The sequence below is a fragment of the Teichococcus deserti genome (genome assembly GCF_001982615.1).
In the GTDB taxonomy this organism is placed as follows: Bacteria; Pseudomonadota; Alphaproteobacteria; order Acetobacterales; family Acetobacteraceae; genus Pseudoroseomonas; species Pseudoroseomonas deserti.
In genome coordinates, this window is the sequence record NZ_MLCO01000009.1 from 38,015 (window position 1) to 59,262 (window position 21,248).

21 protein-coding genes are annotated in these 21,248 nt (G+C 71.9%); 13 read left to right on the plus strand and 8 right to left on the minus strand.

Annotated elements, in window-relative coordinates:
• Positions 1-4: 4 nt before the first annotated feature.
• Positions 5-3,148, minus strand: a complete 3,144-nt coding sequence (locus BKE38_RS01455; RefSeq protein WP_076955594.1) for an efflux RND transporter permease subunit — start codon at positions 3,146-3,148, stop codon at positions 5-7.
• A gap of 7 nt (positions 3,149-3,155) precedes the next feature.
• Positions 3,156-4,364 (minus strand): efflux RND transporter periplasmic adaptor subunit, encoded by a 1,209-nt coding sequence (locus tag BKE38_RS01460; RefSeq protein WP_076955595.1) that lies wholly within the window; start codon positions 4,362-4,364, stop codon positions 3,156-3,158.
• Between the two features lie 135 nt (positions 4,365-4,499).
• On the opposite strand from BKE38_RS01460, the gene BKE38_RS01465 reads away from it, so the two are divergent.
• The 4 genes from BKE38_RS01465 to BKE38_RS01480 all read left to right on the plus strand — a co-directional run bounded on the left by BKE38_RS01465 (position 4,500) and on the right by BKE38_RS01480 (position 6,298).
• On the plus strand, positions 4,500-5,138 hold the full coding sequence (locus BKE38_RS01465) for a TetR/AcrR family transcriptional regulator (protein ID WP_076955596.1): 639 nt from the start codon (positions 4,500-4,502) through the stop codon (positions 5,136-5,138).
• Positions 5,139-5,343: 205 nt separating this feature from the next.
• Positions 5,344-5,550, plus strand: coding sequence for a cold-shock protein (locus tag BKE38_RS01470; protein WP_076955597.1), 207 nt, complete (start codon positions 5,344-5,346; stop codon positions 5,548-5,550).
• A 146-nt stretch (positions 5,551-5,696) separates the two neighbouring features.
• Positions 5,697-5,909, plus strand: coding sequence for a hypothetical protein (locus BKE38_RS01475; RefSeq protein WP_076955598.1), 213 nt, complete (start codon positions 5,697-5,699; stop codon positions 5,907-5,909).
• 197 nt (positions 5,910-6,106) lie between these two features.
• Entirely contained in the window at positions 6,107-6,298 is a 192-nt protein-coding gene (locus BKE38_RS01480) for a hypothetical protein (protein ID WP_076955599.1), read from the plus strand.
• 119 nt (positions 6,299-6,417) lie between these two features.
• On the opposite strand, the gene BKE38_RS01485 is transcribed toward BKE38_RS01480, so the two are convergent.
• From BKE38_RS01485 to BKE38_RS01495, 3 genes are all read right to left on the minus strand, one after another.
• Entirely contained in the window at positions 6,418-7,695 is a 1,278-nt protein-coding gene (locus tag BKE38_RS01485; RefSeq protein WP_076955600.1) for an aminotransferase class III-fold pyridoxal phosphate-dependent enzyme, read from the minus strand.
• A gap of 66 nt (positions 7,696-7,761) precedes the next feature.
• Entirely contained in the window at positions 7,762-9,087 is a 1,326-nt protein-coding gene (locus BKE38_RS01490; protein ID WP_076955601.1) for a sensor histidine kinase N-terminal domain-containing protein, read from the minus strand.
• Positions 9,084-9,746 (minus strand): response regulator, encoded by a 663-nt coding sequence (locus BKE38_RS01495; RefSeq protein WP_076955602.1) that lies wholly within the window; start codon positions 9,744-9,746, stop codon positions 9,084-9,086. Before BKE38_RS01495 ends, BKE38_RS01490 begins: the two co-directional genes overlap by 4 nt.
• A gap of 82 nt (positions 9,747-9,828) precedes the next feature.
• On the opposite strand from BKE38_RS01495, the gene BKE38_RS01500 reads away from it, so the two are divergent.
• On the plus strand, positions 9,829-10,173 hold the full coding sequence (locus tag BKE38_RS01500) for a hypothetical protein (protein ID WP_076955603.1): 345 nt from the start codon (positions 9,829-9,831) through the stop codon (positions 10,171-10,173).
• Between the two features lie 233 nt (positions 10,174-10,406).
• On the opposite strand, the gene BKE38_RS01505 is transcribed toward BKE38_RS01500, so the two are convergent.
• Positions 10,407-11,168, minus strand: coding sequence for an ABC transporter substrate-binding protein (locus BKE38_RS01505; RefSeq protein ID WP_076955604.1), 762 nt, complete (start codon positions 11,166-11,168; stop codon positions 10,407-10,409).
• Between the two features lie 313 nt (positions 11,169-11,481).
• Here BKE38_RS01505 and BKE38_RS01510 point away from each other — a divergent pair, with 313 nt between their 5' ends.
• Positions 11,482-13,956 (plus strand): response regulator, encoded by a 2,475-nt coding sequence (locus BKE38_RS01510; RefSeq protein WP_165694089.1) that lies wholly within the window; start codon positions 11,482-11,484, stop codon positions 13,954-13,956.
• On the opposite strand, the gene BKE38_RS01515 is transcribed toward BKE38_RS01510, so the two are convergent.
• Complete coding sequence (locus BKE38_RS01515) at positions 13,953-14,753, minus strand: SDR family NAD(P)-dependent oxidoreductase (RefSeq protein ID WP_076955606.1); 801 nt, start codon at positions 14,751-14,753, stop codon at positions 13,953-13,955. The two genes, BKE38_RS01510 and BKE38_RS01515, sit on opposite strands and share 4 nt — an antisense overlap.
• 95 nt (positions 14,754-14,848) lie before the next feature.
• Between BKE38_RS01515 and BKE38_RS01520 the strand changes: the two genes are divergently transcribed.
• From BKE38_RS01520 to BKE38_RS01540, 5 genes are read left to right on the plus strand one after another with little or no spacing between them, the layout of a single operon-like run.
• Positions 14,849-15,670, plus strand: a complete 822-nt coding sequence (locus tag BKE38_RS01520) for an IclR family transcriptional regulator (RefSeq protein ID WP_083747231.1) — start codon at positions 14,849-14,851, stop codon at positions 15,668-15,670.
• A gap of 1 nt (position 15,671) precedes the next feature.
• Positions 15,672-16,229, plus strand: a complete 558-nt coding sequence (locus tag BKE38_RS01525; RefSeq protein WP_076955607.1) for a carboxymuconolactone decarboxylase family protein — start codon at positions 15,672-15,674, stop codon at positions 16,227-16,229.
• Positions 16,229-17,176, plus strand: a complete 948-nt coding sequence (locus BKE38_RS01530) for an SMP-30/gluconolactonase/LRE family protein (protein ID WP_076955608.1) — start codon at positions 16,229-16,231, stop codon at positions 17,174-17,176. Before BKE38_RS01525 ends, BKE38_RS01530 begins: the two co-directional genes overlap by 1 nt.
• Positions 17,177-17,228: 52 nt before the next feature.
• Positions 17,229-18,212: a Bug family tripartite tricarboxylate transporter substrate binding protein gene (locus BKE38_RS01535; RefSeq protein WP_076955609.1), complete on the plus strand. Its 984-nt coding sequence runs from the start codon at positions 17,229-17,231 to the stop codon at positions 18,210-18,212.
• Positions 18,212-18,658 (plus strand): DUF4286 family protein, encoded by a 447-nt coding sequence (locus BKE38_RS01540; RefSeq protein ID WP_076955610.1) that lies wholly within the window; start codon positions 18,212-18,214, stop codon positions 18,656-18,658. Before BKE38_RS01535 ends, BKE38_RS01540 begins: the two co-directional genes overlap by 1 nt.
• Positions 18,659-18,819: 161 nt before the next feature.
• Here the strand turns inward: BKE38_RS01540 and modD are convergent, their stop codons facing one another.
• Positions 18,820-19,668 (minus strand): ModD protein, encoded by an 849-nt coding sequence (gene modD, locus BKE38_RS01545; protein ID WP_076955611.1) that lies wholly within the window; start codon positions 19,666-19,668, stop codon positions 18,820-18,822.
• A gap of 185 nt (positions 19,669-19,853) precedes the next feature.
• On the opposite strand from modD, the gene BKE38_RS01550 reads away from it, so the two are divergent.
• A complete protein-coding gene (locus BKE38_RS01550) occupies positions 19,854-20,417 on the plus strand; it encodes a sigma-70 family RNA polymerase sigma factor (RefSeq protein WP_076955612.1) in 564 nt (187 codons plus the stop codon).
• Complete coding sequence (locus tag BKE38_RS01555) at positions 20,401-21,168, plus strand: hypothetical protein (RefSeq protein WP_076955613.1); 768 nt, start codon at positions 20,401-20,403, stop codon at positions 21,166-21,168. The genes BKE38_RS01550 and BKE38_RS01555 overlap by 17 nt, the downstream gene beginning before the upstream one ends.
• The last annotated feature ends 80 nt before the right edge of the window (positions 21,169-21,248 follow it).

Below are 21,248 nucleotides of genomic sequence, written 5' to 3' on the forward strand. Positions count from 1 at the left end.
GTGCTCAGGACTCCAGGCTCGGCTGCGCGGCGGCCGGCTGCCGGTCGCGGCGGCGCTCGGTGCGGAACAGCTTCAGCACCAGCACGAAGAAGACGGGGACGAAGAAGACGGCCAGCACGGTGCCGGCGACCACGCCGCCGATCACGCCGGTGCCGATGGCGGTGCGGCCGCCGGCGCCGGCCCCGGTCGCGATAGCCAGCGGCACCACGCCGAGCACGAAGGCCAGCGAGGTCATCAGGATCGGCCGCAGCCGCTCCTTCGCCGCATGCAGGGCGGAATCCACCAGGCTTTCGCCGCTCTCGAAATGCTCCTTGGCGAATTCGACGATCAGGATGGCGTTCTTGGCGGAGAGGCCGATGGTGGTCAGCAGGCCCACCTGGAAATAGACGTCATTGGCCATGCCGCGCAGCAGCGTCGCCAGCACCGCGCCGAAGACGCCGAGCGGGATGACCAGCAGCACCGAGGCCGGGATCGCCCAGCTTTCGTACAGCGCCGCGAGGCAGAGGAAGACCACCAGGATCGAGATGGCATAGAGCGCCATGGCCTGCGAGCCGGCCGCGCGTTCCTCGTAGGACAGGCCGGTCCAGTCGATGGCGATGCCGGCGGGCAGCTCGGCGGCCAGGCGCTCCATCTCCGCCATGGCGGCGCCGGTGCTCTGGCCGGCGGCGGCGTCGCCTAGGATTTCGACCGAGTTGGTGCCGTTGTAGCGCGACAGCTTCGGCGAGCCGACTTCCCAGCTGGCGCTGGCGAAGGCGGAGAAGGGCACCATGCTGCCGGCCGCGTTGCGGATCTGCCAGCGGTCCAGATCCTCGGGCAGCATGCGCGAGGCGGCGTCGCCCTGCATGTAGACGCGCTTGATGCGGCCGCGGTCGAGGAAGTCCGACAGATAGGTGGAGCCGAAGGCGGCCGACAGGGTCGCGTTGACGTCGCCGACCGCGAGGCCGAGCGCGCTGGCCTTCTCCCAGTCGATGTTCAGCCGGTATTGCGGTTCGTCGCGCAGGCTGTTCGGGCGGACGCCCATCAGCACCGGGCTCTGCGCCGCCGCCCCCAGCAACTGGTCGCGCGCCGCGGCCAGCGCCGCCTGGCCGAGGCCGCCGCGGTCCAGCAGCTGCATGTTGAAGCCCGTCGCATTGCCGAGTTCGGAGACGGCGGGCGGCGAGAAGGCGAAGATCTGCGCATCCGGATAGCTGGCGAAGCGCGCCATGACGCGGCCGGCGATGGCGGCGACCTGGGCCTCGGCGGCCTTGCGCTCGCCCCAGTCCTTTAGCCGGACGAAGGCCATGGCCGAGCTCTGGCCACGGCCGCCGAAGCTGAAGCCGGTGATGCCCATCACCGACTGCACCCGCTCGCCTTCCTCCTTCAGCAGGTAGTCGGTGACCGCGTTGATCGCCTGCTGGGTGCGCTCGACGGTGGCGCCCGGCGGGGTGGCGACCTGGACGAACATCACGCCCTGGTCTTCGGCGGGGAGGAAGCTGGCAGGCAGGCGGAGATAGAGCACGCCCATGCCGCCGGCGATCACCGCATAGACCAGCATGACGCGCAGCGGCCGCGCCACCAGCCGCTTCACCCCGCCGCCATAGGCGCGGTTGGTGCGGTCGAAGTTGCGGTTGAACCAGCCGGAGAAGCCCTTCGTGCCGGCGCCGTGCCTGGGCTTGCGCAGGATGGTGGCGCAGAGCGCGGGCGTGAAGACCAGCGCCACGATGACGGACAGCGTCATGGCGGTGACGATGGTGATGGAGAACTGCCGGTAGATGACGCCGGCCGAGCCCGCGAAGAAGAACATCGGCAGGAAGACCGCCGACAGCACCAGGCCGATGCCGACCAGCGCGCCGGAGATCTGGTCCATCGACTTGCGGGTCGCTTCCAGCGGCGACAGGCCTTCCTGCTCCATCACCCGCTCGACATTCTCGACGACGACGATCGCGTCGTCGACCAGCAGGCCGATGGCCAGCACCATGCCGAACATGGTCAGCGTGTTGATCGAATAGCCGGCGAAGGACAGCACCGCGAAGGTGCCGAGCAGCACGACCGGCACGGCGAGCGTCGGGATCAGCGTGGCGCGCAGGTTCTGCAGGAACAGCAGCATCACCAGGAAGACCAGCACCATGGCCTCGACCAGCGCCTTCACCACCTCCTCGATCGAGATCTGCACGAAGGGGGTGGTGTCGAAGGGATAGACCACCTCGAGCCCATGCGGGAAGCTCGGGCGCAGGCCGTCGATGGTGGCGCGCACCGCCTCCGCCGTGGAGACCGCATTGGCGCCGGAGGCCAGCTGCACGCCGATCGCCGCCGTCGGCTGGCCGTTGTAGCGGCTGCTGATGCTGAAGCTCTGTGCGTCCAGCTCGATGCGGGCGACGTCGCGCAGCCGCACCTGGCTGCCATCGGTCTTCACCCGCAGCAGGATGGCGCCGAACTGTTCCGGCGTGTTCAGGTAGGAGGGGCCGATCAGCGTCGCGTTCAGCCGCTGGCCGGGCACCGAAGGCAGCGCGCCGAGCTCGCCGGACGCGACCTGGACGTTCTGCGCGGCAATCGCCGTGCTGATGTCAGACGGCATCAGGTTGAAGGAGAGCAGCTTGTCCGGGTCGATCCAGACGCGCATCGCGTATTGCGAGCCGAACAGCTGGAAGTCGCCGACGCCGGTGGTCCGCGTCAGCGGGTCCTGCACGTTGGAGGCGATATAGTCGGCGATGTCCGGCCCCGACATGCTGCCATCGGTCGAGACGAAGCCCAGCACCATCATGAAGTTGGACGTCGCCTTGGCGACGCGGATGCCGGTGTTGCGCACCGTCTCCGGCAGGCGGCTCTCGGCCAGCGACAGCTTGTTCTGCACCTGCACCTGGGCGGTGTCGGGGTTGGTGCCCTGACGGAAGGTCAGCTTGATCACCGCGCTGCCGTCGCGGTTGCTGTCCGAGCTGAAATAGAGCAGCCCGTCGAGGCCGGTCATCTGCTGCTCGATCACCTGGACCACGGTGTTCTGCACCGTCTCGGCCGAGGCGCCGGAATAGTTCAGGCTGATCTGGATCGCCGGCGGCGCGATGTTCGGGTATTGCGCGACCGGCAGGCTGCGCAGCGCCAGCAGGCCGGCCAGCATGATGCTGAGCGCGATGACCCAGGCGAAGACCGGGCGCGCGATGAAGAAGCGGGCCATGGCGGGCTCAGCTCCCCGCCTGCTGGCGGGTGCGGGCATCGAACTCGGCGGCGGAGACTTCGGTCACCTGCGGCTTCGCCCCCGGCGCGATGCGCTGCAGCCCCTCGACCACGACGCGGTCGCCGGCCTGCAGCCCGCCGGAGACCAGCCACTTGTTGCCGATGGCGCGCTCGGTGCGCAGCACACGGCCGGCGACCGTGCCGTCCGCCTGCACCACCATGGCCGTGGCCTCGCCCTTGTAGTTGCGGGTCACGGCCTGCTGCGGGACCAGCAGCGCGTCGGGGGCGATGCCCTCCTCCAGCCGCTGGCGGACGAACATGCCGGGCATCAGCACGCCGTCGGGATTGGGGAACTGGGCGCGCAAGGTCACCGAGCCGGTCTCGGCATCGACGGTGGCTTCCGAGAATTGCAGCTTGCCGGCATTCGGATAGGCGGTGCCGTCCTCCAGGACCAGATGCACTTCCGCCGCGGCGTCGCCGCTGCTGCGGATGCGGCCGGCGGCGAGCTCGCGGCGCAGCCGCAGCAGGGTGGCCGAGGGCTGGGTCACATCGACATAGATCGGGTCGAGCTGCGTCACCGTCAGCAGCGCGCCCGTCTGGTCGGCGGTGACCAGCGCGCCGACCGTCAGGCTGGAGCGGCTGGTGCGGCCGGCGATCGGCGAGCTGACCCTGGTATAGTCCAGGTTGATCTGCGCCGTCTCGACGGAGGCCTTGCCGGCGGCGACATCGGCCTCGGCCTGGCGCTGGGCGGCCACCGCATTGTCGTAGTCCAGCCGGCTGACCGCGTTCTGCGCCACCAGCGGGCGGTAGCGGTTGGCGGTGACCCGGGCGGCGCTCAGCGTCGCCTCGGCCCGCGCCAGGGTGGCCTGGGCGCTGGCCAGCGCCGCGCGATAGGGCGCCGGGTCGATCTGAAAAAGGGTCTGGCCGGCGGCGACGGTCTCGCCCTCGCGATACAGCTTCTCGCGGATCACGCCGCCGACCTGGGGGCGGATCTCGGCGGTCTGGAAGGCGGTGGTGCGGCCGGGCAGCAGGGTCTCGAGCGAGACAGCCTCGGGCGCCAGGCGGACCACGGTGACCGGCGGCGGCGGTGCCGCGGCGGCCTGGCCCTGCGCCTTCGCCTCCTCCTTGCAGCCGGCCAGCGCCAGGGCGCCGAGCAGCAGCCCGCCCAGAGGCACCAGGCCCCGGCGGGCCAAGAAAGCTTGTGACGGGAGGGTCATGCGGGGGCATCCTCGGCGGGGCTTGTCGTGGCGCTTGGAAACCGTGTAGTTTCCGGGGGCCGGAAACTGTCCGGTTTCCACGCTTCGGTCAAGCCGATACCGCACTGCACAATTCTTTGACGGATGGCGTTACAGATGGATACGAAAGCGGCCGGCGAACCGGCCCTGGATGGCGGGGGGGCTCCGGTGGAATGCGCGCTGCGCGGCCGCGTGGTGGCGGCGGCGGCGGCCGAGTTCCGCGCCCGCGGCTTCCACCTGGCGACCATGGACGCCATCGCACGCGGCGCCGGCTGCTCGAAGAAGACGATCTACAAGCACTTCGCTTCGAAGGACGACCTGTTCTTCGCGCTGCAGGACCAGCGCGAGGACGCCTTCCTGCGCATCCGCATCGACCATGCCCTGCCGCCGGCCGAGGCGCTGGGCGGCTTCCTGCGCGCGGTCGCGGCCCTGCTGCTGAGCGACCAGGCGATCGCCGGGATCCGCATGGCGCTGGCCGAATACACCCACAGCCCGGCGCTGCTGGACGCGGCCGAGCGGCGCGGCGTCGGCAAGGCGCGCAGCGCGCTGGAAGACTATCTGGAAGCGCTGGAACGCCAGGGCGGCCACCGCTTCGGCCCGCCGCCGGAGGCCGCGCGGCTGCTGATGGGCATGGCGATCGGCGCCTTCCACCATGAGCAGCTGATGGGCTTCGTGCCGCATTTCCCGCAGGAGGTGGTCGAGGCCCGGATCGACCGCGCCATCGCAATCTTTCTGAACGGCTGCCGCAAACCCTAGGTAAATTCGGCGGTTTCGACGAGCGAAGCGGCGACGGCGCTTGCGCCGGCGCCCGCGCGCCCCCATCTTGTCGCCATCAGCTCGTTTGGTTCGGCCTGCTCTCCCTGCTCACGCTTGAGTGCCGAGCCCGGTGTCCGTCTCCCCGCGAAGTTCGATCCAGGCCGCGATCCCGCGGCGTGGTCTCTTGTTGCGAGCAAGCTTCATCATGGCATTCGGCACCGTCAAGTGGTTCAACGCGACCAAGGGCTTCGGCTTCATCCAGCCTGAGGACGGCTCGAAGGACGTCTTCCTGCACATCTCCGACGTGCAGCGCGCCGGCCTGGCCGAGCCGCGCGAAGGCGACCGGCTGCAGTTCGACCTGCAGCAGGGCCAGCAGGGCAAGGTCTCGGCCGGCAACCTGCGCAAGGGCTGAGGCTGCGGCCATGACCGGCGCCGGTGCGGCGCCGGTCAGCAGCCTGCCCGGGGACCGGGTCAGTCGGACCCTGGAGCCCGGGCAACCCGGCGAGGGCGGCGCGTCCCGCGCCAGCCCCGCCCCACAGCGTCACGCGGAGGATCAGCATGCAACCCCATGGTTTTTCCGTCGGCCAGGTCGTCGAGGTCCATCCCGGCAAGCATGAAGGCCATGTTCCGGGTGGCATCTACACGGTGGAGCGGCTGCTGCCGAACGAAGGCACCGACCGCGAGTACCGGGTGCGCAACCAGAAGGACGGGCATGAGCGCGTGGTGCGCGAAAGCCAGCTCCGCCGCGGCGCCAGCCCGGTCACGCCCTGACTGCCTGACGCGCTGACTGCCTGACGCCCGGACTTCTGACACCCGGACTTCTGACACCCGCACTTCTGACGCCCCGACGGTTTGACGTCCCGGCGTTCTGACGCCCCGGCTTCCTGACTTCTTGACCCCGCAGCGACGCGCCGCCCTGTCGGCTGCGCGTCCTGCCGAAGGCTCGCTGGCGCGGGCAGGAGATCGACATGCTCGCCAAGGACAGCAAGCCCGCCCCCGCCGCGGCCCAGAGCCAGGCGGTGGACGAGGCCGAGATCGACTACCTCGCCCGCCGCCACCGGGTCTCGCCGGCGGTGGTGCGCGAGATCATCCGCCGCACCGGCTCGGCCGAGCGCTCTGCCGTGGAGCGCGAGATCCGCAAGGGCATGATGCGGCGCTGAGCCGGCCCCCGGCGCAGCAGGCGCCGGTCCGCGCGGCCTGGCTGCCCCGCCGTCCAGGCGCGCGCCACCAAGGGGCGGGCGCCTGCGCCGCTCCTGGCAGGCCTGCCCGGGACCGCTGATCAGGCGGGCACGGGCACCAGGCTGCCGACGCGCGCCAGGGCCCGGCCAAAGCGCTGCACCACCTCGGCAATCAGCGGCGCCGTCATCACCGTGGTGGTGGTCATGGCGCAGCGCGGCAGCGGGAAGAGCCCTTCCAGCAACATGGCGAGGTGCAGCTCCTGGGTGAAGGCGGCGTCCGGCCGGCTGGCCGCGAACACCGGCGCCTGGCCCGGATCATAGAAGAACAGCCCGAGCATGGAGCCGACGCGGCGGGTGTGCAGCGGCAGCGATTTCGCCGCCGCCTCGGCCTGCAGCCCGGCTTCCAGCAGCTGCGCCAGGCGGTCGATATGGGCGATGGCCGCGGGCGTCAGGGCGCGGACCGAGGCGAGGCCCGCCGCCATGGTCACCGGATTGCCGCTGAAGGTGCCCGAGGCCAGCGCGCGGGGCGCTGCCGGGTCGACCACCGCCAGGAGCTCGGCCCGGCCACCGACGCCGCCGACCGGAAAGCCGCCGCCGATCACCTTGCCCAGCATGACCAGGTCGGGGGCGAAGTCGAGCGCGCCCTGCGCGCCGTTGAAGGCCAGGCGGAAGCTGATGACCTCGTCGAGGACGAAGACGATCCCCGTGGCCCGCGCCGCCTCGTAGACCGCGCGCAGGAAGCCGGCCGGCGGCAGCGCGAAGCCGCCCGAGCCCAGCACCGGCTCCAGGAAGACCGCGGCAATCTCGTCCCCGTGCTGCTCGATGACGGACAGGAAAGCCGCGGTGTCGCCGTAAGGCGCCGAGAAGTGGACCGGCCCCGGCGCAGCGCGGCCGCCCAGGTTGGTGTCCCACATCGTGCCGTGATAGCCGCCCTGGGCCATCAGGAAGCGGTGGCGCCCGGTCTGGCCGCGGGCGATGTTCAGCGCCAGCGAAAAGGCCTCTGTGCCGGAATTGCAGAACAGCACCTTCTCCACGGCGGGCAGGCGGGCGACCAGTTCCTCGGCCAGCTCGATCTGCGCCGTGTTGTTCGCCGGCCAGGCGCTGCCCTGGGCCAGCTGTGCCGCCGCCGCCTGCACCACCGGCGGGAAGGCGTTGCCATGCACCAGGCTGTACATGTTGCTGGCGAGATCGATGTAGCGCTGCCCGTCCGCATCCCACAGGAAAGACCCCTCGGCCCGCGTCACCGTCAGCGGATAGGGATCGTGGAAGGCGATGGCGCGGGAGCTGGCGATGGGCATCACCACCCTGCCCCGCGCCTCCCATTCGGCCGAGGCGCTGCTGGCCTCGCGGAAATCCTGCTGCAGGCTGGCATTGCGCATCGGCGGGGCCCCTTCTCGCTGGCCGGTCCATTCAGGACCGGCGGCGCGCGGAAATCCAGCCCTGGCTCAGGCGCCGCGCAGCAGAATCTCGGCGCGCAGGCCGGGGCTGGCCACGCGGTTGCGCAGCGCCAGCGCCCAGCCGCCCTGGCGCAAAGCAAGCTCGGTGATGGCGAGGCCGAGGCCGCTGCCGGTCGGGCTCTTGTGCCGGCCGCGGAAGAAGCGCTGGGTGACCAGCGGCAGCTCCTCGGCCGGGATGCCGGGGCCTTCATCCTCGACGAACAGCCGGTCGCCATCCTCGAGGCCCCAGCGCACCAGGCCGCCGGGCGGCATGTGCTGCACCGCATTCTCGTGCAGGTTCCGCAAAGCGAGGGCCAGCAGCGCCCGGTTGCCGCGCAGCACCAGCCCGCGCAGCTCGGGGGCGATCTCCACCCGCCCGGTGGCGCCGCGCTGCGGCTCGGTCACCTCGGCCAGCAGCGCGGCCAGGTCGATCTCCTCCAGCCGCTCGGCCTCGCTGGCGGAATCCAGCTTGGCCATGCTGAGCAGCTGCCTGACCAGACGGGTGGTGCGGTCGACGGCGACCAGGATCTGCCGCAGCGCCCCGTCGCGCACCGCCGCGTCATGGCTGGCGGCGATGGCGATCTGCGCCTGCGCCTTCAGCCCGGCCAGCGGCGTGCGCAGCTCGTGCGCGGCGAAGGCGGTGACCGCGCGCTCCTGCCGCCGCGCCGCCTCGACCTTGGCGAAAAGGTCGTTCAGCGCCTGCACGACCGGGCGGATCTCCGTGGGCGCGTCGGGCGCCGCCTCGATCGGGCGCATGTCCTCCTCGGAGCGGCGGTTGAGCTCGCCGGTCAGCGCCCGCAGCGGCCGGAAGCCGCGCGCCAGGCAGGCCCAGATCAGCAGGCCGAGCAGCGGCAGGATCAGCAGCCCCGGCACCAGCAGGCTCTTGATCAGCTCGGCCAGCAGCGCCTGGCGCTCCACCAGCCGGTCGCCGACCAGGATGCGCAGGCCCTTGGCCGGGTCCTCGACGACATAGACGCGCCAGGGCTCGCCACCGACATCGTGGTCGGCGAAACCCGGCGGCTGGTCCGACAGCTTTGCCAGCGGCGCGCCCTCGGAACGGGCGACCAGGCGCCCATCCAGCGACCAGACCTGACAGGAAAGCGGCCGCCCCGCTCCCTCCAGCGAGGGGATCCGCGCCGCCCCGGGGCTGGCCGCCACCAGATTGCCGTCGGTCAGCAGCGAGGCGACCATATGCGCCGAAGCCTGCAGCCGGCTGTCCAGCACCTGCTGCAGCCGCTGGGTCGCGCCCGCATAGATCCAGGCGGCGGCGCAGAGCCAGAGCAGCCCGGTGCCGGCAAGGAGGATGGCGAAAAGCCTGCCTTGGATGGATGTCATCGCGGAGCCCGCATCCGGTAGCCGACGCCGCGCACCGTCTCAATCGCCTCGCGACCCAGCTTGGCGCGCAGGTTGTGGATATAGACCTCGACGGCGTTGCTCTCGATCTCCTCCTGCCAGCCATAGAGGCGGGTCTCGATATCGGGGCGCGACTTGATGGTGCCCGGCCGTTCCATCAGCGCGGCGAGGACGGCGAATTCGCGCCGCGACAGCTCGACCGGGCGGCCGGCCAGCGTCACCCGCTGCGCCGCCGGATCGAGCAGGATATCGCCGAGCTGCAGCAGCGCCGCCGCCCTTCCCGCCCCGCGCCGGGCGATGGCGCGGACCCGCGCCGCGAGCTCATCCAGGTCGAAGGGTTTTCCCAGATGGTCGTCGGCGCCGGTGTCGAGGCCGCGGATACGGTCGGCGACCTCGTCCAGCGCGGTCAGCAGCAGCACCGGCGTGCGGTCGCCGCCGCGCCGCCAGGCGGAGAGCAGGTCGAGGCCGGAGCCGTCGGGCAGCATGACATCCAGCACCACCGCGTCGAAGCCGCCGGTCGACAGCGCCGCCCGGGCATCGGCGCAGCTGGCGACGCCGTCCACCGTGGCGCCGGCCAGGCCCAGCCCGACGCGGACGGCATCCAGCAGCACCGCATCATCCTCCACCACCAGCACCCGCATTCTTCTGCCCGAAGCCCCATCGCTGTTGGAACGGTGTTGCCTGGCTGGCTTAAGGGCGGCTTAAGGGAGGCGCCCCCGCGCGATGCTTGTCTGCACCGGCGGGCATGCGTATATCCTCAAGGCCACGGCCGCCAGCCGGCCTTGCGGAGGGCCCGATGGGCGCGACCGCCCCGGATGCCGTCGCCGCGGAAGACGGCGCCCGCCTGGACCTGGCCAGCAGGTCGCCCAGATCGAGCGCGCCCAGGCCGAGACCCGCAAATTCGCTGCCCTGCAGAACAAGCTGGCCGAGGTAGCCACCCACTTCGCCGCCGAGCAAAGCGAGCTGACGGAAAAGGCCCGCAAGCTCGGCCAGGAAGCCAGCAAGACGGGCGCCGAGGCGCTGAAGCTGGCTGCCGAGCAGCTCAAGCTTTCCGCCGAGCAGATCTAGCTGCAGCGCGACCGCAGCCTGTTGTCCTGGCTGGCCATGGGGGCCGCCGCCGGCGGCGTCACCCTCGCCACCCTGCTGCTGCGCGCCCTCGGCGTGTTGCGCTGACGCCTTCTCGGCGTCCTGGGCCGACGTCTTAAGCCGCCCTTAAGCTCTACCGGTCAGACGCGGCGCGATCCCCTCCTCCCAGGATCGCCGCGGCGGCTGGTCCCGCGCCGTCGCGGCCCCCTTTCCACTCACGGCTGCAGCATCGGCAGCAGGTCGTGGCGTTTCGCCGCCTGCTCCAGCAGCCCGTCGGCCCGGGCCTCCTGCAGGAAGCGGTTGACCTCGGCCAGCCAAGCAGCGTCGCCCGGGCGGAGCGCATAGGCATAGCGGGTGACGCCGAAATCCTCCGGCATCTCGATGATGCGGAACAGGTCCTGGCCGCGCAGCAGCCGCCGCGTGTAGGGATAGTCGGAGATGAAGATATCGGCGCGGCCGGCCTGCACCTCGGCCTCCCGCGTCTGCGGCGGGCGCACCACCGACAGCGTCGCCTGGCGCAGCTTCTGCCGCATCATCGGCTCCATCAGCGTCCCCGCCGCCACCGCCACCACCACGCCAGGCTGATCCACCGCCTGCCAGCGCTGCAGCCCCTGATGGCCGCGATCGGCGACGCCATAGACCCGGCCGCGCAGATAGGGCTCGCTGAAGGCGACCCGGGCGGCCCGCTCCGGCGTCACGCCGACGCCGAACATGGCGATGTCGCAGTCGCCCTGCTCCAGCGCCTCGATGAAGCGGGCGAAGCTGCTGTCGACGAATTCGAGCCGCACGCCGAGGCGCCCGGCCAGTGCCCGGGCCATGTCGATGTCGAAGCCTTCCAGGGCACGGTTGCGCGGGTTTCGGTAACTGATCGCGTAGTATTCCGGCCAGATGCAGACCCGCAGCAGGCCGCGCGCCTGGACCGCGGCCAGGACCGGGCGCGGCGACAGGGAGGGAGGGGCGGCTTCGGCGGCCTCCATCGAGACCCGCTCGGCCCCGGGGCCGGGGCGCGACGCCGCTGCCTTGTCGAGAAAGGTAGCCGCGGGGATACGCGACCAGCTCGGCCGCGTTTCAGCAACAATCACGAAACAGATCGCCAGCAGAAGGATCATGAGCCCCCCTGCCCCTCGTCCCGAGGCCGGCCAGCCGGAGACGCAGCGCCTGCCCCTGGATGCTCCCCCAGATGCTCCCTCGCATGCTGCATCGGATGTCATCGCCAAGCCTCCTGCCGATCCGCCGCCGAGGGCTAGCATACCGGGTCTGACCACCGGGTTGCGGCGCGCGGCGGCTCGGGTGGCGAGGCGCTGGGCCGGGCCGCGCAGCGTGGTGGCCCTGGCCCTGCTGCTGCTGGCCGGGGTGCTGGGATCAGCCTACGGCATCCTGGCCGAGCGCCGCGAGTCCCGCGCGCAGGCCTCGGCGGCGCAGCTGACCCAGGCGCTGGCCTCTGGGCTGGCCGACCAGATCTCGGGCGCCATCGAGGCCGCCGGCCTGGTGCTGACCGAGCAGCGCAGCCGCATCGCCACCGGCCAGCCGCCGCAGCTCTCGCCGGAGATGGGCAGCCTGCTGCGCGACATGCCGCAGCTGCGCGCCCTGCTGCTGACCGACCAGACCGGCCGCGTCGTCTCCGCCTCGGTGCCGATGCTGGTCGGGCGGGAACTTGGCAGCCAGCCCTGGTTCCAGGGCCTCGACCCCCAGGCCGGCGAAGGCCCGGCGCGCGACATGCCCGGCATCGACTTCTTCCTCCTCCCGCCGCAGCCCGGGCGCTACCTGGACGGGCGCGGCCATGCCGATCCCTGGGAGCGCTGGACCCTGCCCATGGCGCTGCCGCTGATCGCGCCCGAGGCAGGCTTCGTCGGCGCCGCCATCGCCCTGCTCAACCCCGACTACCTGACGGCGCTGGCCGCCCGCCCCGCCCAGGCCTTCGGCTTCGCCATCCGCCTCTACGACTTCGAGGGCCGGCTGGTGGCGCGGGCGGATGGCGGCAGCCTGGGCATCGGCCAGGCCATGCCGGACAACTGGCTGTTCCGCGACTTCCTGCCGCGGCGGGAGCTCGGCTCCTTCAGCGGCCGCGACCTGCGCGGGCGCGAGGTGACGGCCAGCTTCGCGGTCAGCCGCCAGGCGCCCGTGGTGGTCGAGGTGGCGCAGGAACGCGCCGACGTCCTCGGCGCCGCGCGCGAGCAGGACCGCATCCTGCTCGGCGCCGCCGCCGCCGTGCTGGCCATCGCCGGCGCAGCACTTTGGCGGCTGCTGCGCCAGGGCCAGCGGCTGGAGGCCAGCGAGGCGGTGGCGCAGAGCGCCTCCCGCGCCAAGGCCGATTTCCTGGCGACCATGAGCCACGAGATCCGCACGCCAATGAACGGCGTCATCGGGCTGAGCGGGCTGCTGCTGGAGACCGAGCTCGGCGCGGTGCAGCGCCGCTATGCCGAGACCATCCAGAGCTCGGCCGGCCACCTGATGGCCGTGCTCAACGACATCCTCGATTTCTCCAAGCTGGACGCCGGGGAGATCGAGCGCGAGGCGGTGGAGTTCTCGCCCGAGGAGCAGCTGGGCGGGCTGCTGGCGCTGCTGGCGCCGCGCGCTGCCGCCCGCGGCGTCGCCCTGCTGGGCGAGGTGGCCGCCGGCCTGCCGCCGCGCGTCTCGGGCGACCTGCTGCGCTTCCGCCAGATCCTTCTCAATCTCATGGACAATGCAGGAAAGTTCACCGAATCCGGCTGGATCCGGGTGGTGCTCTCGGCGGCGCCGGAGCCCGGGGACGACCGGGCCTGGCGGCTCTGCGGCACGGTCAGCGACACCGGCATCGGCCTCGATCCCGCCCAGGTGCCGATGCTGTTCGAGCGCTTCACCCAGGCCGATGCCTCGACCAGCCGGCGCTACGGCGGCACCGGGCTGGGCCTGGCCATCACCCGCCGCCTGACCGAGCTGCTGGGCGGCGGCATCGAGGCCTGGCCACGCCCCGGCGGCGGCTCGGTCTTCCGCTTCGAGATCCTGGTGCATGCCGCCGCCAACCCGCCGCCGCCCGCCCCGGGCCCGCTGCAGGATCTGGTGGTGCTGGTGGTCGAGCCCTGCGCGCCGGAGCGCGAGGTGCTGGTGGCGCAGCTGCGCCAGCTCGGCTGCCGGCCGCGCATCGCCGAAAGCGCGGCTGGCGTGCCCGCAGCCCCCGGGGCTGCCCTGGTCCTGGCCGCCGGCGCCGAGGCCGCGGCACTCGCCGCCCGCCCGGCACCGCCACCGCGGCTGGTGGCGCTGCAGGCCCCGGGCGAGGCCGGGCCGGGCCGTGCCGCCCGCTTCGCCGCGGCCCTGGCCAAGCCGGTGCTGCCTTCCTCCCTGCGCGCTGCGCTGCTGCAGGCGCTGGGCCGGCCGGAACGCGCCGAGCCGGGCGCACCGCCGCCGGCGGTGACACCCAGCCCCGCCGCCGGCCGCGCCGTGCTGCTGGTCGAGGACAATGCGGTGAACCAGCTGGTGCTGACGCATATGCTGCAGCGGGCGGGGATGGCGGTGACCGCCGTGGCCAATGGCGCCGAGGCGGTGGCCAGCGCCGGCGAGCGCCGCTTCGACATCATCCTGATGGACATGCAGATGCCGGTGATGGACGGGCTGGACGCCACCCGCGCCATCCGCGCCGGCGCCGGGCCGAACAGGGCGACGCGCATCATCGGCCTGACCGCCGCGGTCGGCCCGCTCTACGAGCGGCAATGCCGCGAGGCCGGGATGGACGACTACCTGACCAAGCCGGTCGACAAGGCGCTGCTGCTCGCCGCCATCTCCGCCTAGCCGCAGCGCACCGACATGCCGCCATCGACCACCAGCTCGGTGCCGGTGATGAAGCGCGCCTCGTCGGAGGCCAGGAACAGCACGGCATGCGCCGTGTCGCGGCCGTCGCCGGCGAAGCCCAGCGGGATGCGCGCCAGGCGCTGGGCCAGCAGCGCCTGGGCGTCGCCGCCGGTCCGCTGGCCGGCCAGGCGGACCTCGACCATCGGCGTGTGCATCTGGCCGGGCACCACCGTGTTCACCCGGATGCCCTTGGCCGCGTATTGCACGGCGACCACCTTGCCGAACTGGATGACGCCGGCCTTGCAGGCGGCATAGGCGACCTGGGCCGAGCCGGTCCAGCGGATGCCCGAGGTCGAGGCCAGGTTGACGATGGCGCCGGACCCCTGCGCCTCCATCAGCGGCAGCACGTGCTTGCAGGTCAGGAAGACGCTCTTCAGGTTGAAGTCGACCTGGGCGTCCCAGACTTCCTCGGCCATCTCGACCGGCCCGCCGGCGGCGGACCCGCCGACATTGTTGACGAGCACGTCGATTCGGCCCGCCGCACCCTGCACCGCCTGCACCATGGCGAGGACCGAGGCATTGTCGGTGACGTCGCAGGCCAGCGGGGTGAAGCTTCCGCCGGCCTCGGCGATGCGGGACGCGGTTTCTTCCATGGCAGCCAGGTCGCGGTCGACGCCGAAGACCCGCGCGCCCTCGGCGGCGAAAAGCACCGCCGCCGCCCGGCCATTGCCCCAGCCCGGCCCGACCGAGCCGGCGCCGGTGACGATCACCACCCTGTCCTGGAACCGTGCGGCCATGGCGTTCTTCTCCCTGTTTCGGCCGCAGGCTAAGCGCCACTTCCACCACGCGCAACACACTTCCGAAATGGCGCTGACGCGGCTATCATCGTGGCGTGAGCAAAACGTCCGACTCCTCCAGAAGCCTGGAACGACAGGCCGCGACTCCGCCGCGCCGCCGGGCCGCCCGGCCCAAGCGCACGGCCGAAACGCCGCCCGCCGAGGGCGAAGGCAGCGTCCGCGCCGTCGACCGGGCGCTCGCCCTGCTGGCCGCCTTCCGCGAGGAGGACGGGCCGCTCGGCCTGGCCGAGCTGTCGCGCCGCGTCGGCCTCAGCATGACCACGGCGCTGCGGCTGCTGCAGACCCTGGAGGGCCAGGCCTTCATCCGGCGCCTCTCCAGCGGCGGCTATGTGCTGGGCCCGACGCTGATGCTGCTGGGCGACCGCTGCCGCCGCTCGCTGCGGCTCGAGGACCATGTGCCGCCGGCGCTCGAGCGGCTGCGCGGCGAAAGCAGCGAGAGCGCCACCTTCTTCATGCGCGACGGCGATCAGCGGCGCTGCGCCTTCCGGCTCGACAGCCCGCAGATCGTCCGCGACTACGCCCGCGTCGGCGAGGTGCAGCCGCTCGGCCGCGGCGCGCATGGCCGGGCAATCATCCTGTTCGACGGCGGCGCCGTCCCCGGCCCCGTCCTGCCCTTCGTCACGCTGGGCGAGCGCCATCCGGATCTCGCCGCCATCGCCGCACCGGTGATCGACGCCCAGGGCGAGGTGCCGGGCTCGATCGGCATTTCCGTGCCCCTTTACCGCTTCACTCCCGCGGTCGAGGCGCTGTGCCGCCGCCTGGTGCTGCGCGAGGCACTGGAGATCACCGCGGCGCTGGGCGGCGATGTCGCCCGGCTGCAGGCCGCCGCCGCCGAAGACCTGAAGGAGCCCGCCTGACATGGCCCGCCTGTCCCTGCCCGCCGAAGACGCCCGGACCGAGGCGCAGCGCCTGGCCGTCGCCGAGGTGACCGCCGGCCGCCGCGGCCGCGTCCCCGCCCCGATGATCGCCTGGCTGCAAAGCCCGGAACTCGCCCGCCGCGGCCAGCACCTCGGCGAGATGCTGCGCTATGAGACGACGCTGGAGCCGAGCCTGTCGGAGCTCGCCATCCTGGTCACCGCGCGGCACTGGACGGCGCATCACGAATGGGTGGCGCACAAGCGCGAGGGGCTGAAGGCCGGCATGGACCCGGCGGTGATCGCCGCCATCGCCGCCCGGCGCGAGCCCGTCTTCCGCGACGACCGCGAGCGCGCGGTCTTTGCGGTGTCGAAATCCCTGCTGGAGACGCGCGGCGTGCCCGATGCGCTCTACGCGCAGGCCATTGCGGTGCTGGGCGAGCGCGGCCTCGTCGAGCTGGTCGGCATCCTCGGCTATTACGCGCTGGTCTCGATGACGCTGAACACCTTCGAGCTCGGCCTGCCCGAGAACGTCGCCCCCGAGCTGGCGGAGACGCCCTGATGCCCGCCTGGGACCCGACCCCGCGCTACCCCGACCCGGCCGTCCGCGCGCTGCATCCGTCCTTCGAAAAATACCACCTGCCGCTGGCGGCGGTGGAGCGGCTGACCACCGGCTGCCGCTGGGCCGAGGGCCCGGTCTGGTTCGGCGATGCACGCCACCTGCTGTGGAGCGACGTGCCCAATGACCGCATCCTGAAATGGGACGAGGAAAGCGGCACCGTCAGCCTCTATCGCGGCGGCGCCGGCCACTTCGCCAACGGCAATACCCGCGACCGGCAAGGGCGCCTGGTCACCTGCGAGCATGGCGGCCGCCGCGTCACCCGCACGGAGCATGACGGCAGCATCACGGTGCTGCTCCATCGCTTCGACGGCAAGCGGCTGAATTCGCCGAACGACGTGGTGGTCAAGTCGGACGGCTCGATCTGGTTCACCGACCCGCCTTTCGGCATCGTCGGCAACTACCAGGGCTTCGCCGCCGAGCAGGAATTGCCGGCCAATATCTACCGCATCGACGGCCTGACCGGCGCCGCGCAGATCGTGGCGGAAGGCGTCGCCGGCCCGAACGGCCTGGCCTTCTCGCCCGATGAGCGGCAGCTCTATGTCATCGAATCCCGCGCCCGGCCGCGCAACATCCTGGCCTTCGACGTCACCGGCGACGGCACGAAGCTGGGCGCGCGCCGCGTGCTGATCGCCGCCGGCGACGGCACCCCCGACGGCTTCCGCGTCGATCTCGACGGCAATCTCTGGTGCGGCTGGGGCATGGGCAGCGCCGAGCTCGACGGCGTCCGCATCTTCAATGCCGCCGGCGAGCCGATCGGCCACATCTCGCTGCCCGAGCGCTGCGCCAATCTCTGCTTCGGCGGGCCGCGGCGGAACCGGCTGTTCATGGCCGCCTGCCGCTCGGTCTACGCCCTCTATGTCAACACGCAGGGGGTGGCCGGCGGCTGAGCGCCGCGACACGCCCCTGGCCTTTACCCAAGACCAACAAACAAGGAAGTCCATGTTCAGCCGTCGTAACCTGGCCGCGCTCGGCGCGGCCGCTGCCGTGCTGCCTGCGCTGCACCGCCCTGCCCTGGCCCAGGCCAGCCTGCCCGAGACGCCGATCCGCCTGATCGTCCCCTTCCCGCCCGGCGGGCCGAACGACCTGATCGCGCGGCTGCTGGCGCAGAAGATCGGGCCGCTGATCAAGCGCAACGTGGTGATCGAGAACCGCTCCGGCGCCGGCGGCGTGGTCGGCACCGACGCCGCCGCCAAGGCCGCGCCCGACGGCACCACCATGGTGCTGACCAGCGCCGGCGCCATCGCCATCTCGCCGACGCTGATGCCGGCCATGCCCTTCGATGTCGCCCGCGACCTGGCACCGCTGACGCTCGTCGCGCTGATGCCGGAGCTGCTGGCGGTGAACCCGAAGCTGCCGGTGAAGACGCTGGCCGAGCTGATCGCCTATGCCAAGGCGCGCCCGGGCGAGGTCAACTTCGCCTCCAGCGGCAATGGCAGCATGCCGCATCTGGCCGGCGAATCCCTGCGCTTCGCGACCGGCGTCGAGATCATCCACATCCCCTATCGCGGCGCGGCGCCGGCGGTGACCGACCTGATGGCCGGCCAGGTGCAGATGATGTTCGCCGACATGCCGGCGCTGCTGTCCCAGGTGCAGGCCGGCGCGCTGCGGCCCATCGCGCTGGCCGGCGACGCCCGCTCGCCGCTGCTGCCCGAGGTGCCGACGCTGGCCGAGGCCGGCCAGCCGACGGTGGCGCCGGTGAACTGGTACGGGCTGGTGGTCTCGGCAAAGACGCCGGCGCCGATCCAGGCCTTGCTGCAGGAGGCCGCCGCCCAGGCGCTGCGCGACCCCGAGCTGGTCGCCGCCTATGCCGGCCAGGGCGCCAAGGCCTCGCCGAGCTCCGCCGAGGAGTTCCGCCGCTTCATCGCCGAGGAGACCCGGCGCTGGGGCGAGATCGGCAAGCGCGCCGGCGCGAAGATCGACTGATGGCCGATCTTCTGATCAGCGCCGCGGGTCCCGGCCCGCGCTTCGCCGCTGTCGACGACCTGGCCGACGTCATCGCTTGGCAGGAGCCCGCCGGCCCGGGGTCTGGCGACCGCTACCGCCTGATGCAGGCGATCGGCGCCGCCGGCGTGGAGGCGCCCTTTCTTTACATCGTCGAGCAGGACGTCGCTGCCACCGATGAGAAAGAGCTGAACCGCTGGTATTTCGAGGAGCATCTGCCGCGCCTCGGCGCCGTGCCGGGGGTGATCTCCGCCCGGCGCTATGCGCTGGTGGAAGGGTCGGCCCGCAAGTATCTGGCGGCCTATCGGCTGGAGCGGCAGGGGGTCTTCGAAGGGCCGGACTGGCTGGTGGCGCGGCAGACGCCATGGACGGCGACGGCGCGGCTGCTCTTTAAAAATCCGAGCCGCAAGATGAGGAAAATCATTTAAGAAGAGAAGGTTGGGGGAATGAATTCCCCCAAGCCCCCATCTTTTTCTTTCAGGCTGCCGCTGCCTCCCGGCCAAGTGGGGCGCTGGTCCTCGAACGGCCGGTGACAAAAATAAAAGAAAGGGGTCTGGGGAAATTCATTTCCCCAGCCTTCCCCTTGTTCTTAAATCTTTTCCATCACCACCGACACATCCAGCGGCGCAGCCGAATAGGCCGCAGAGGTCACCAGCAGGTCCACCCCGGCCCGGGCGTAATCCGCCGCATTGCCCTCGTGGATGCCGCCGGTGGCTGCGATCAGCGGGCGGCTCGGATGGCTGCCCAGGGCGCGCAGCACCTCGGCCAACTGGTCCGGGGTCATCTTGTCGCACTGGACCAGGTCGACCCCGGCATGCGCCATCTGCACGGCCTGATCGACGCTTTCGGCTTCCACCGCGATCTTGCGCTCGGGCTGGGCGGCGCGCAGGCGCGACACCCAGAGATGGGGTGGCTCGCGGCCGAGGAAGGCGCGGTGCTGCGCGAAGACCAGGATGCTGTCCGACAGGCCCAGCCGGTGCGGCACGCAGCCACCGGCGGTCAGCGCCCGCAGGGAAAGATCCTTGGCGCCCGGCAGGTGCTTGCGGGTGCCGGCCACCACCACCCCAGGCCGGCCCAGCTGGGCGGCGGCGCGGATGCGGCTGGCGCGGGTGGCGATGCCGGAGGCGATCTCCAGCAGCGTCTGCGCCACCTTCGACGCCGCCTGCAGCGCGCCCGCCGGCCCTTCGGCGATCAGGATCGGGCTGCCGGGCTCCAACAGCGCGCCGGAGGTCGCCACCCGCCGCACCTCGCGGGCGCCGGCCAGCTGGAACAGGGTCGCGGCCTCCTCGGCGCAGCAGACGGTCATCGGGGCACGGGCGGCCAGGGTCGCGCGTCCGGAGGCTTCGGCGATGCCCAGCCCCTGGGTGGTCAGGTCCCCATAGGGGACATCCTCGCGCAGCATGGCCTCCAACCGGGCCATGGACAGGGTGAAGCTCATGACGTTTCCCAACAGCGGTACAGGACTGCTTCGCCACCAAGACACGCGGCCCGGCGGTTGTGAAGGGCTGAGCTCAGGGGCCTCCCATGCGCCGGCCGAGGTTCCCGGCCGTGCCGGCGCAGGGAATCATGCGGCGCGCGGAAAAAGCCGGGAATAAACCCCGCCCTGGCTACGTAACCTGGGTCATGATCTTCGGATGGCGACAATTCGACGTGGTGGCGCATCTGGTGCCGCTGCGGCGCTATGCCCGGTCGCTGACGCGCCATCCCGAGGATGCCGAGGACCTGGTGCAGAGCGCCCTGCTGCGCGCCTATGACCGCCGCGGCAGCTTCCGCGCCGGCGAGGACCTGCGCACCTGGCTGCTGGTGGTGCTGCATTCGACCTTCGTCGACGGCTGGCGGCGCCAGGCGGCCGAGCGGGCCCGCATCCAGGCGGTCAGCGAGGCGGCGCCCAGCCATGCCGAGCCGGCGCAGGACCATGCGCTGCAGCTCGGTCAGGTCTGGCGCGCCTATCAGGGCCTGCCGGACGACCAGCGCGCCGCCTTCCACCTGGTGGCGCTGGAGGGCCTGTCCTACCAGCAGGCGGCCGAGGTGCTGGAGGTGCCGATCGGCACCGTCATGTCGCGGCTGGCCCGCGCGCGTGATATGCTGCGGCGCCTTGATGCCCCGGGAGAGGCCGCCCCCCGGGTCACGCGCGGCCCCACCCCTTCCCTGCGTGTCGTCGGAGGCTCGCATGACCCGGATGCCTGAGGCGGTCACCGACCTCGAGATCGACGCCTATCTGAACGACCAGCTCGATCTGCAGGGGCGGATCGCAGTGGAGAGCGCGTTGGCGGCCAATCCGGCGCTGGCGGCGCAGGTGATGGCGGACCTCCGGGTGCGCGACAGCCTGCGCGCGGCAACCGCGCTGCAGCCCCCCCCGGGCGGCGATCCGGTGGACCTGGCGGCGCGGCGGCTGCGGCGCGGGCTCGGACGGCAGCAGCTGCGGCGCTCGGCCGGGCGGGGCGCCTTCGCCGCAGCCTGCGTGGCGCTGGGCTGGCTGGTGCATTGGCAGATGAATTCCTTCGGCGGCCTGCCCAGCGAGGCCGCCGCCCCGCCGCCGCGCTTCGTCGCCGAGGCGGTGCAGGCGCATCGTACCTCGCTCCTGCGGGCCGCGATGGAGTCCCAGCTGGAGGCGCCGGAATTCGACCGGCAGGAGATCCTGCACAGCACGGCGATCGCCCTGCCCCATTTCCCAACCGACTGGCGGGTGCTGGACGTGCAGGTCTATCCGGCGGCGCTGGGCTCCAGCGTGGTGGTGATGTTCCGCACCGCCGATGCCGGGCCCTTCTCGCTCTACATGGCACATATGGGCAGCGAGCGCCGTGTCGCCCTGCGCATCTCGCGCCAGGGGGAGAAGCAGGTGGCCTATTGGCGCGAGGGCAAGCTGGGCATGGCGCTGACCGGCCAGGTCACGGCCGTCGAGCTGCGCCGCATCGCCATCCTGCTGGCGGCGATCTGATCCTTCCCCGCCGAGCGTCGTGACACGGAAAAGGGGCCGGGGCATCACTGCCCCGGCCCCTTCCGCATCGGGCGGGAGGG

Excerpts from the sequence above, each read along its gene's own strand:
- BKE38_RS01455 (WP_076955594.1), bottom strand. The coding sequence starts at position 3,148 with ATGGCCCGCTTCTTCATCGCGCGCCCGGTCTTCGCCTGGGTCATCGCG.
- BKE38_RS01460 (WP_076955595.1), bottom strand. The coding sequence starts at position 4,364 with ATGACCCTCCCGTCACAAGCTTTCTTGGCCCGCCGGGGCCTGGTGCCT.
- BKE38_RS01465 (WP_076955596.1), top strand. The coding sequence starts at position 4,500 with ATGGATACGAAAGCGGCCGGCGAACCGGCCCTGGATGGCGGGGGGGCT.
- BKE38_RS01470 (WP_076955597.1), top strand. The coding sequence starts at position 5,344 with ATGGCATTCGGCACCGTCAAGTGGTTCAACGCGACCAAGGGCTTCGGC.
- BKE38_RS01475 (WP_076955598.1), top strand. The coding sequence starts at position 5,697 with ATGCAACCCCATGGTTTTTCCGTCGGCCAGGTCGTCGAGGTCCATCCC.
- BKE38_RS01480 (WP_076955599.1), top strand. The coding sequence starts at position 6,107 with ATGCTCGCCAAGGACAGCAAGCCCGCCCCCGCCGCGGCCCAGAGCCAG.
- BKE38_RS01485 (WP_076955600.1), bottom strand. The coding sequence starts at position 7,695 with ATGCGCAATGCCAGCCTGCAGCAGGATTTCCGCGAGGCCAGCAGCGCC.
- BKE38_RS01490 (WP_076955601.1), bottom strand. The coding sequence starts at position 9,087 with ATGACATCCATCCAAGGCAGGCTTTTCGCCATCCTCCTTGCCGGCACC.
- BKE38_RS01495 (WP_076955602.1), bottom strand. The coding sequence starts at position 9,746 with ATGCGGGTGCTGGTGGTGGAGGATGATGCGGTGCTGCTGGATGCCGTC.
- BKE38_RS01500 (WP_076955603.1), top strand. The coding sequence starts at position 9,829 with ATGCTTGTCTGCACCGGCGGGCATGCGTATATCCTCAAGGCCACGGCC.
- BKE38_RS01505 (WP_076955604.1), bottom strand. The coding sequence starts at position 11,168 with ATGGAGGCCGCCGAAGCCGCCCCTCCCTCCCTGTCGCCGCGCCCGGTC.
- BKE38_RS01515 (WP_076955606.1), bottom strand. The coding sequence starts at position 14,753 with ATGGCCGCACGGTTCCAGGACAGGGTGGTGATCGTCACCGGCGCCGGC.
- BKE38_RS01525 (WP_076955607.1), top strand. The coding sequence starts at position 15,672 with ATGGCCCGCCTGTCCCTGCCCGCCGAAGACGCCCGGACCGAGGCGCAG.
- BKE38_RS01530 (WP_076955608.1), top strand. The coding sequence starts at position 16,229 with ATGCCCGCCTGGGACCCGACCCCGCGCTACCCCGACCCGGCCGTCCGC.
- BKE38_RS01535 (WP_076955609.1), top strand. The coding sequence starts at position 17,229 with ATGTTCAGCCGTCGTAACCTGGCCGCGCTCGGCGCGGCCGCTGCCGTG.
- BKE38_RS01540 (WP_076955610.1), top strand. The coding sequence starts at position 18,212 with ATGGCCGATCTTCTGATCAGCGCCGCGGGTCCCGGCCCGCGCTTCGCC.
- modD (WP_076955611.1), bottom strand. The coding sequence starts at position 19,668 with ATGAGCTTCACCCTGTCCATGGCCCGGTTGGAGGCCATGCTGCGCGAG.
- BKE38_RS01550 (WP_076955612.1), top strand. The coding sequence starts at position 19,854 with ATGATCTTCGGATGGCGACAATTCGACGTGGTGGCGCATCTGGTGCCG.
- BKE38_RS01555 (WP_076955613.1), top strand. The coding sequence starts at position 20,401 with ATGACCCGGATGCCTGAGGCGGTCACCGACCTCGAGATCGACGCCTAT.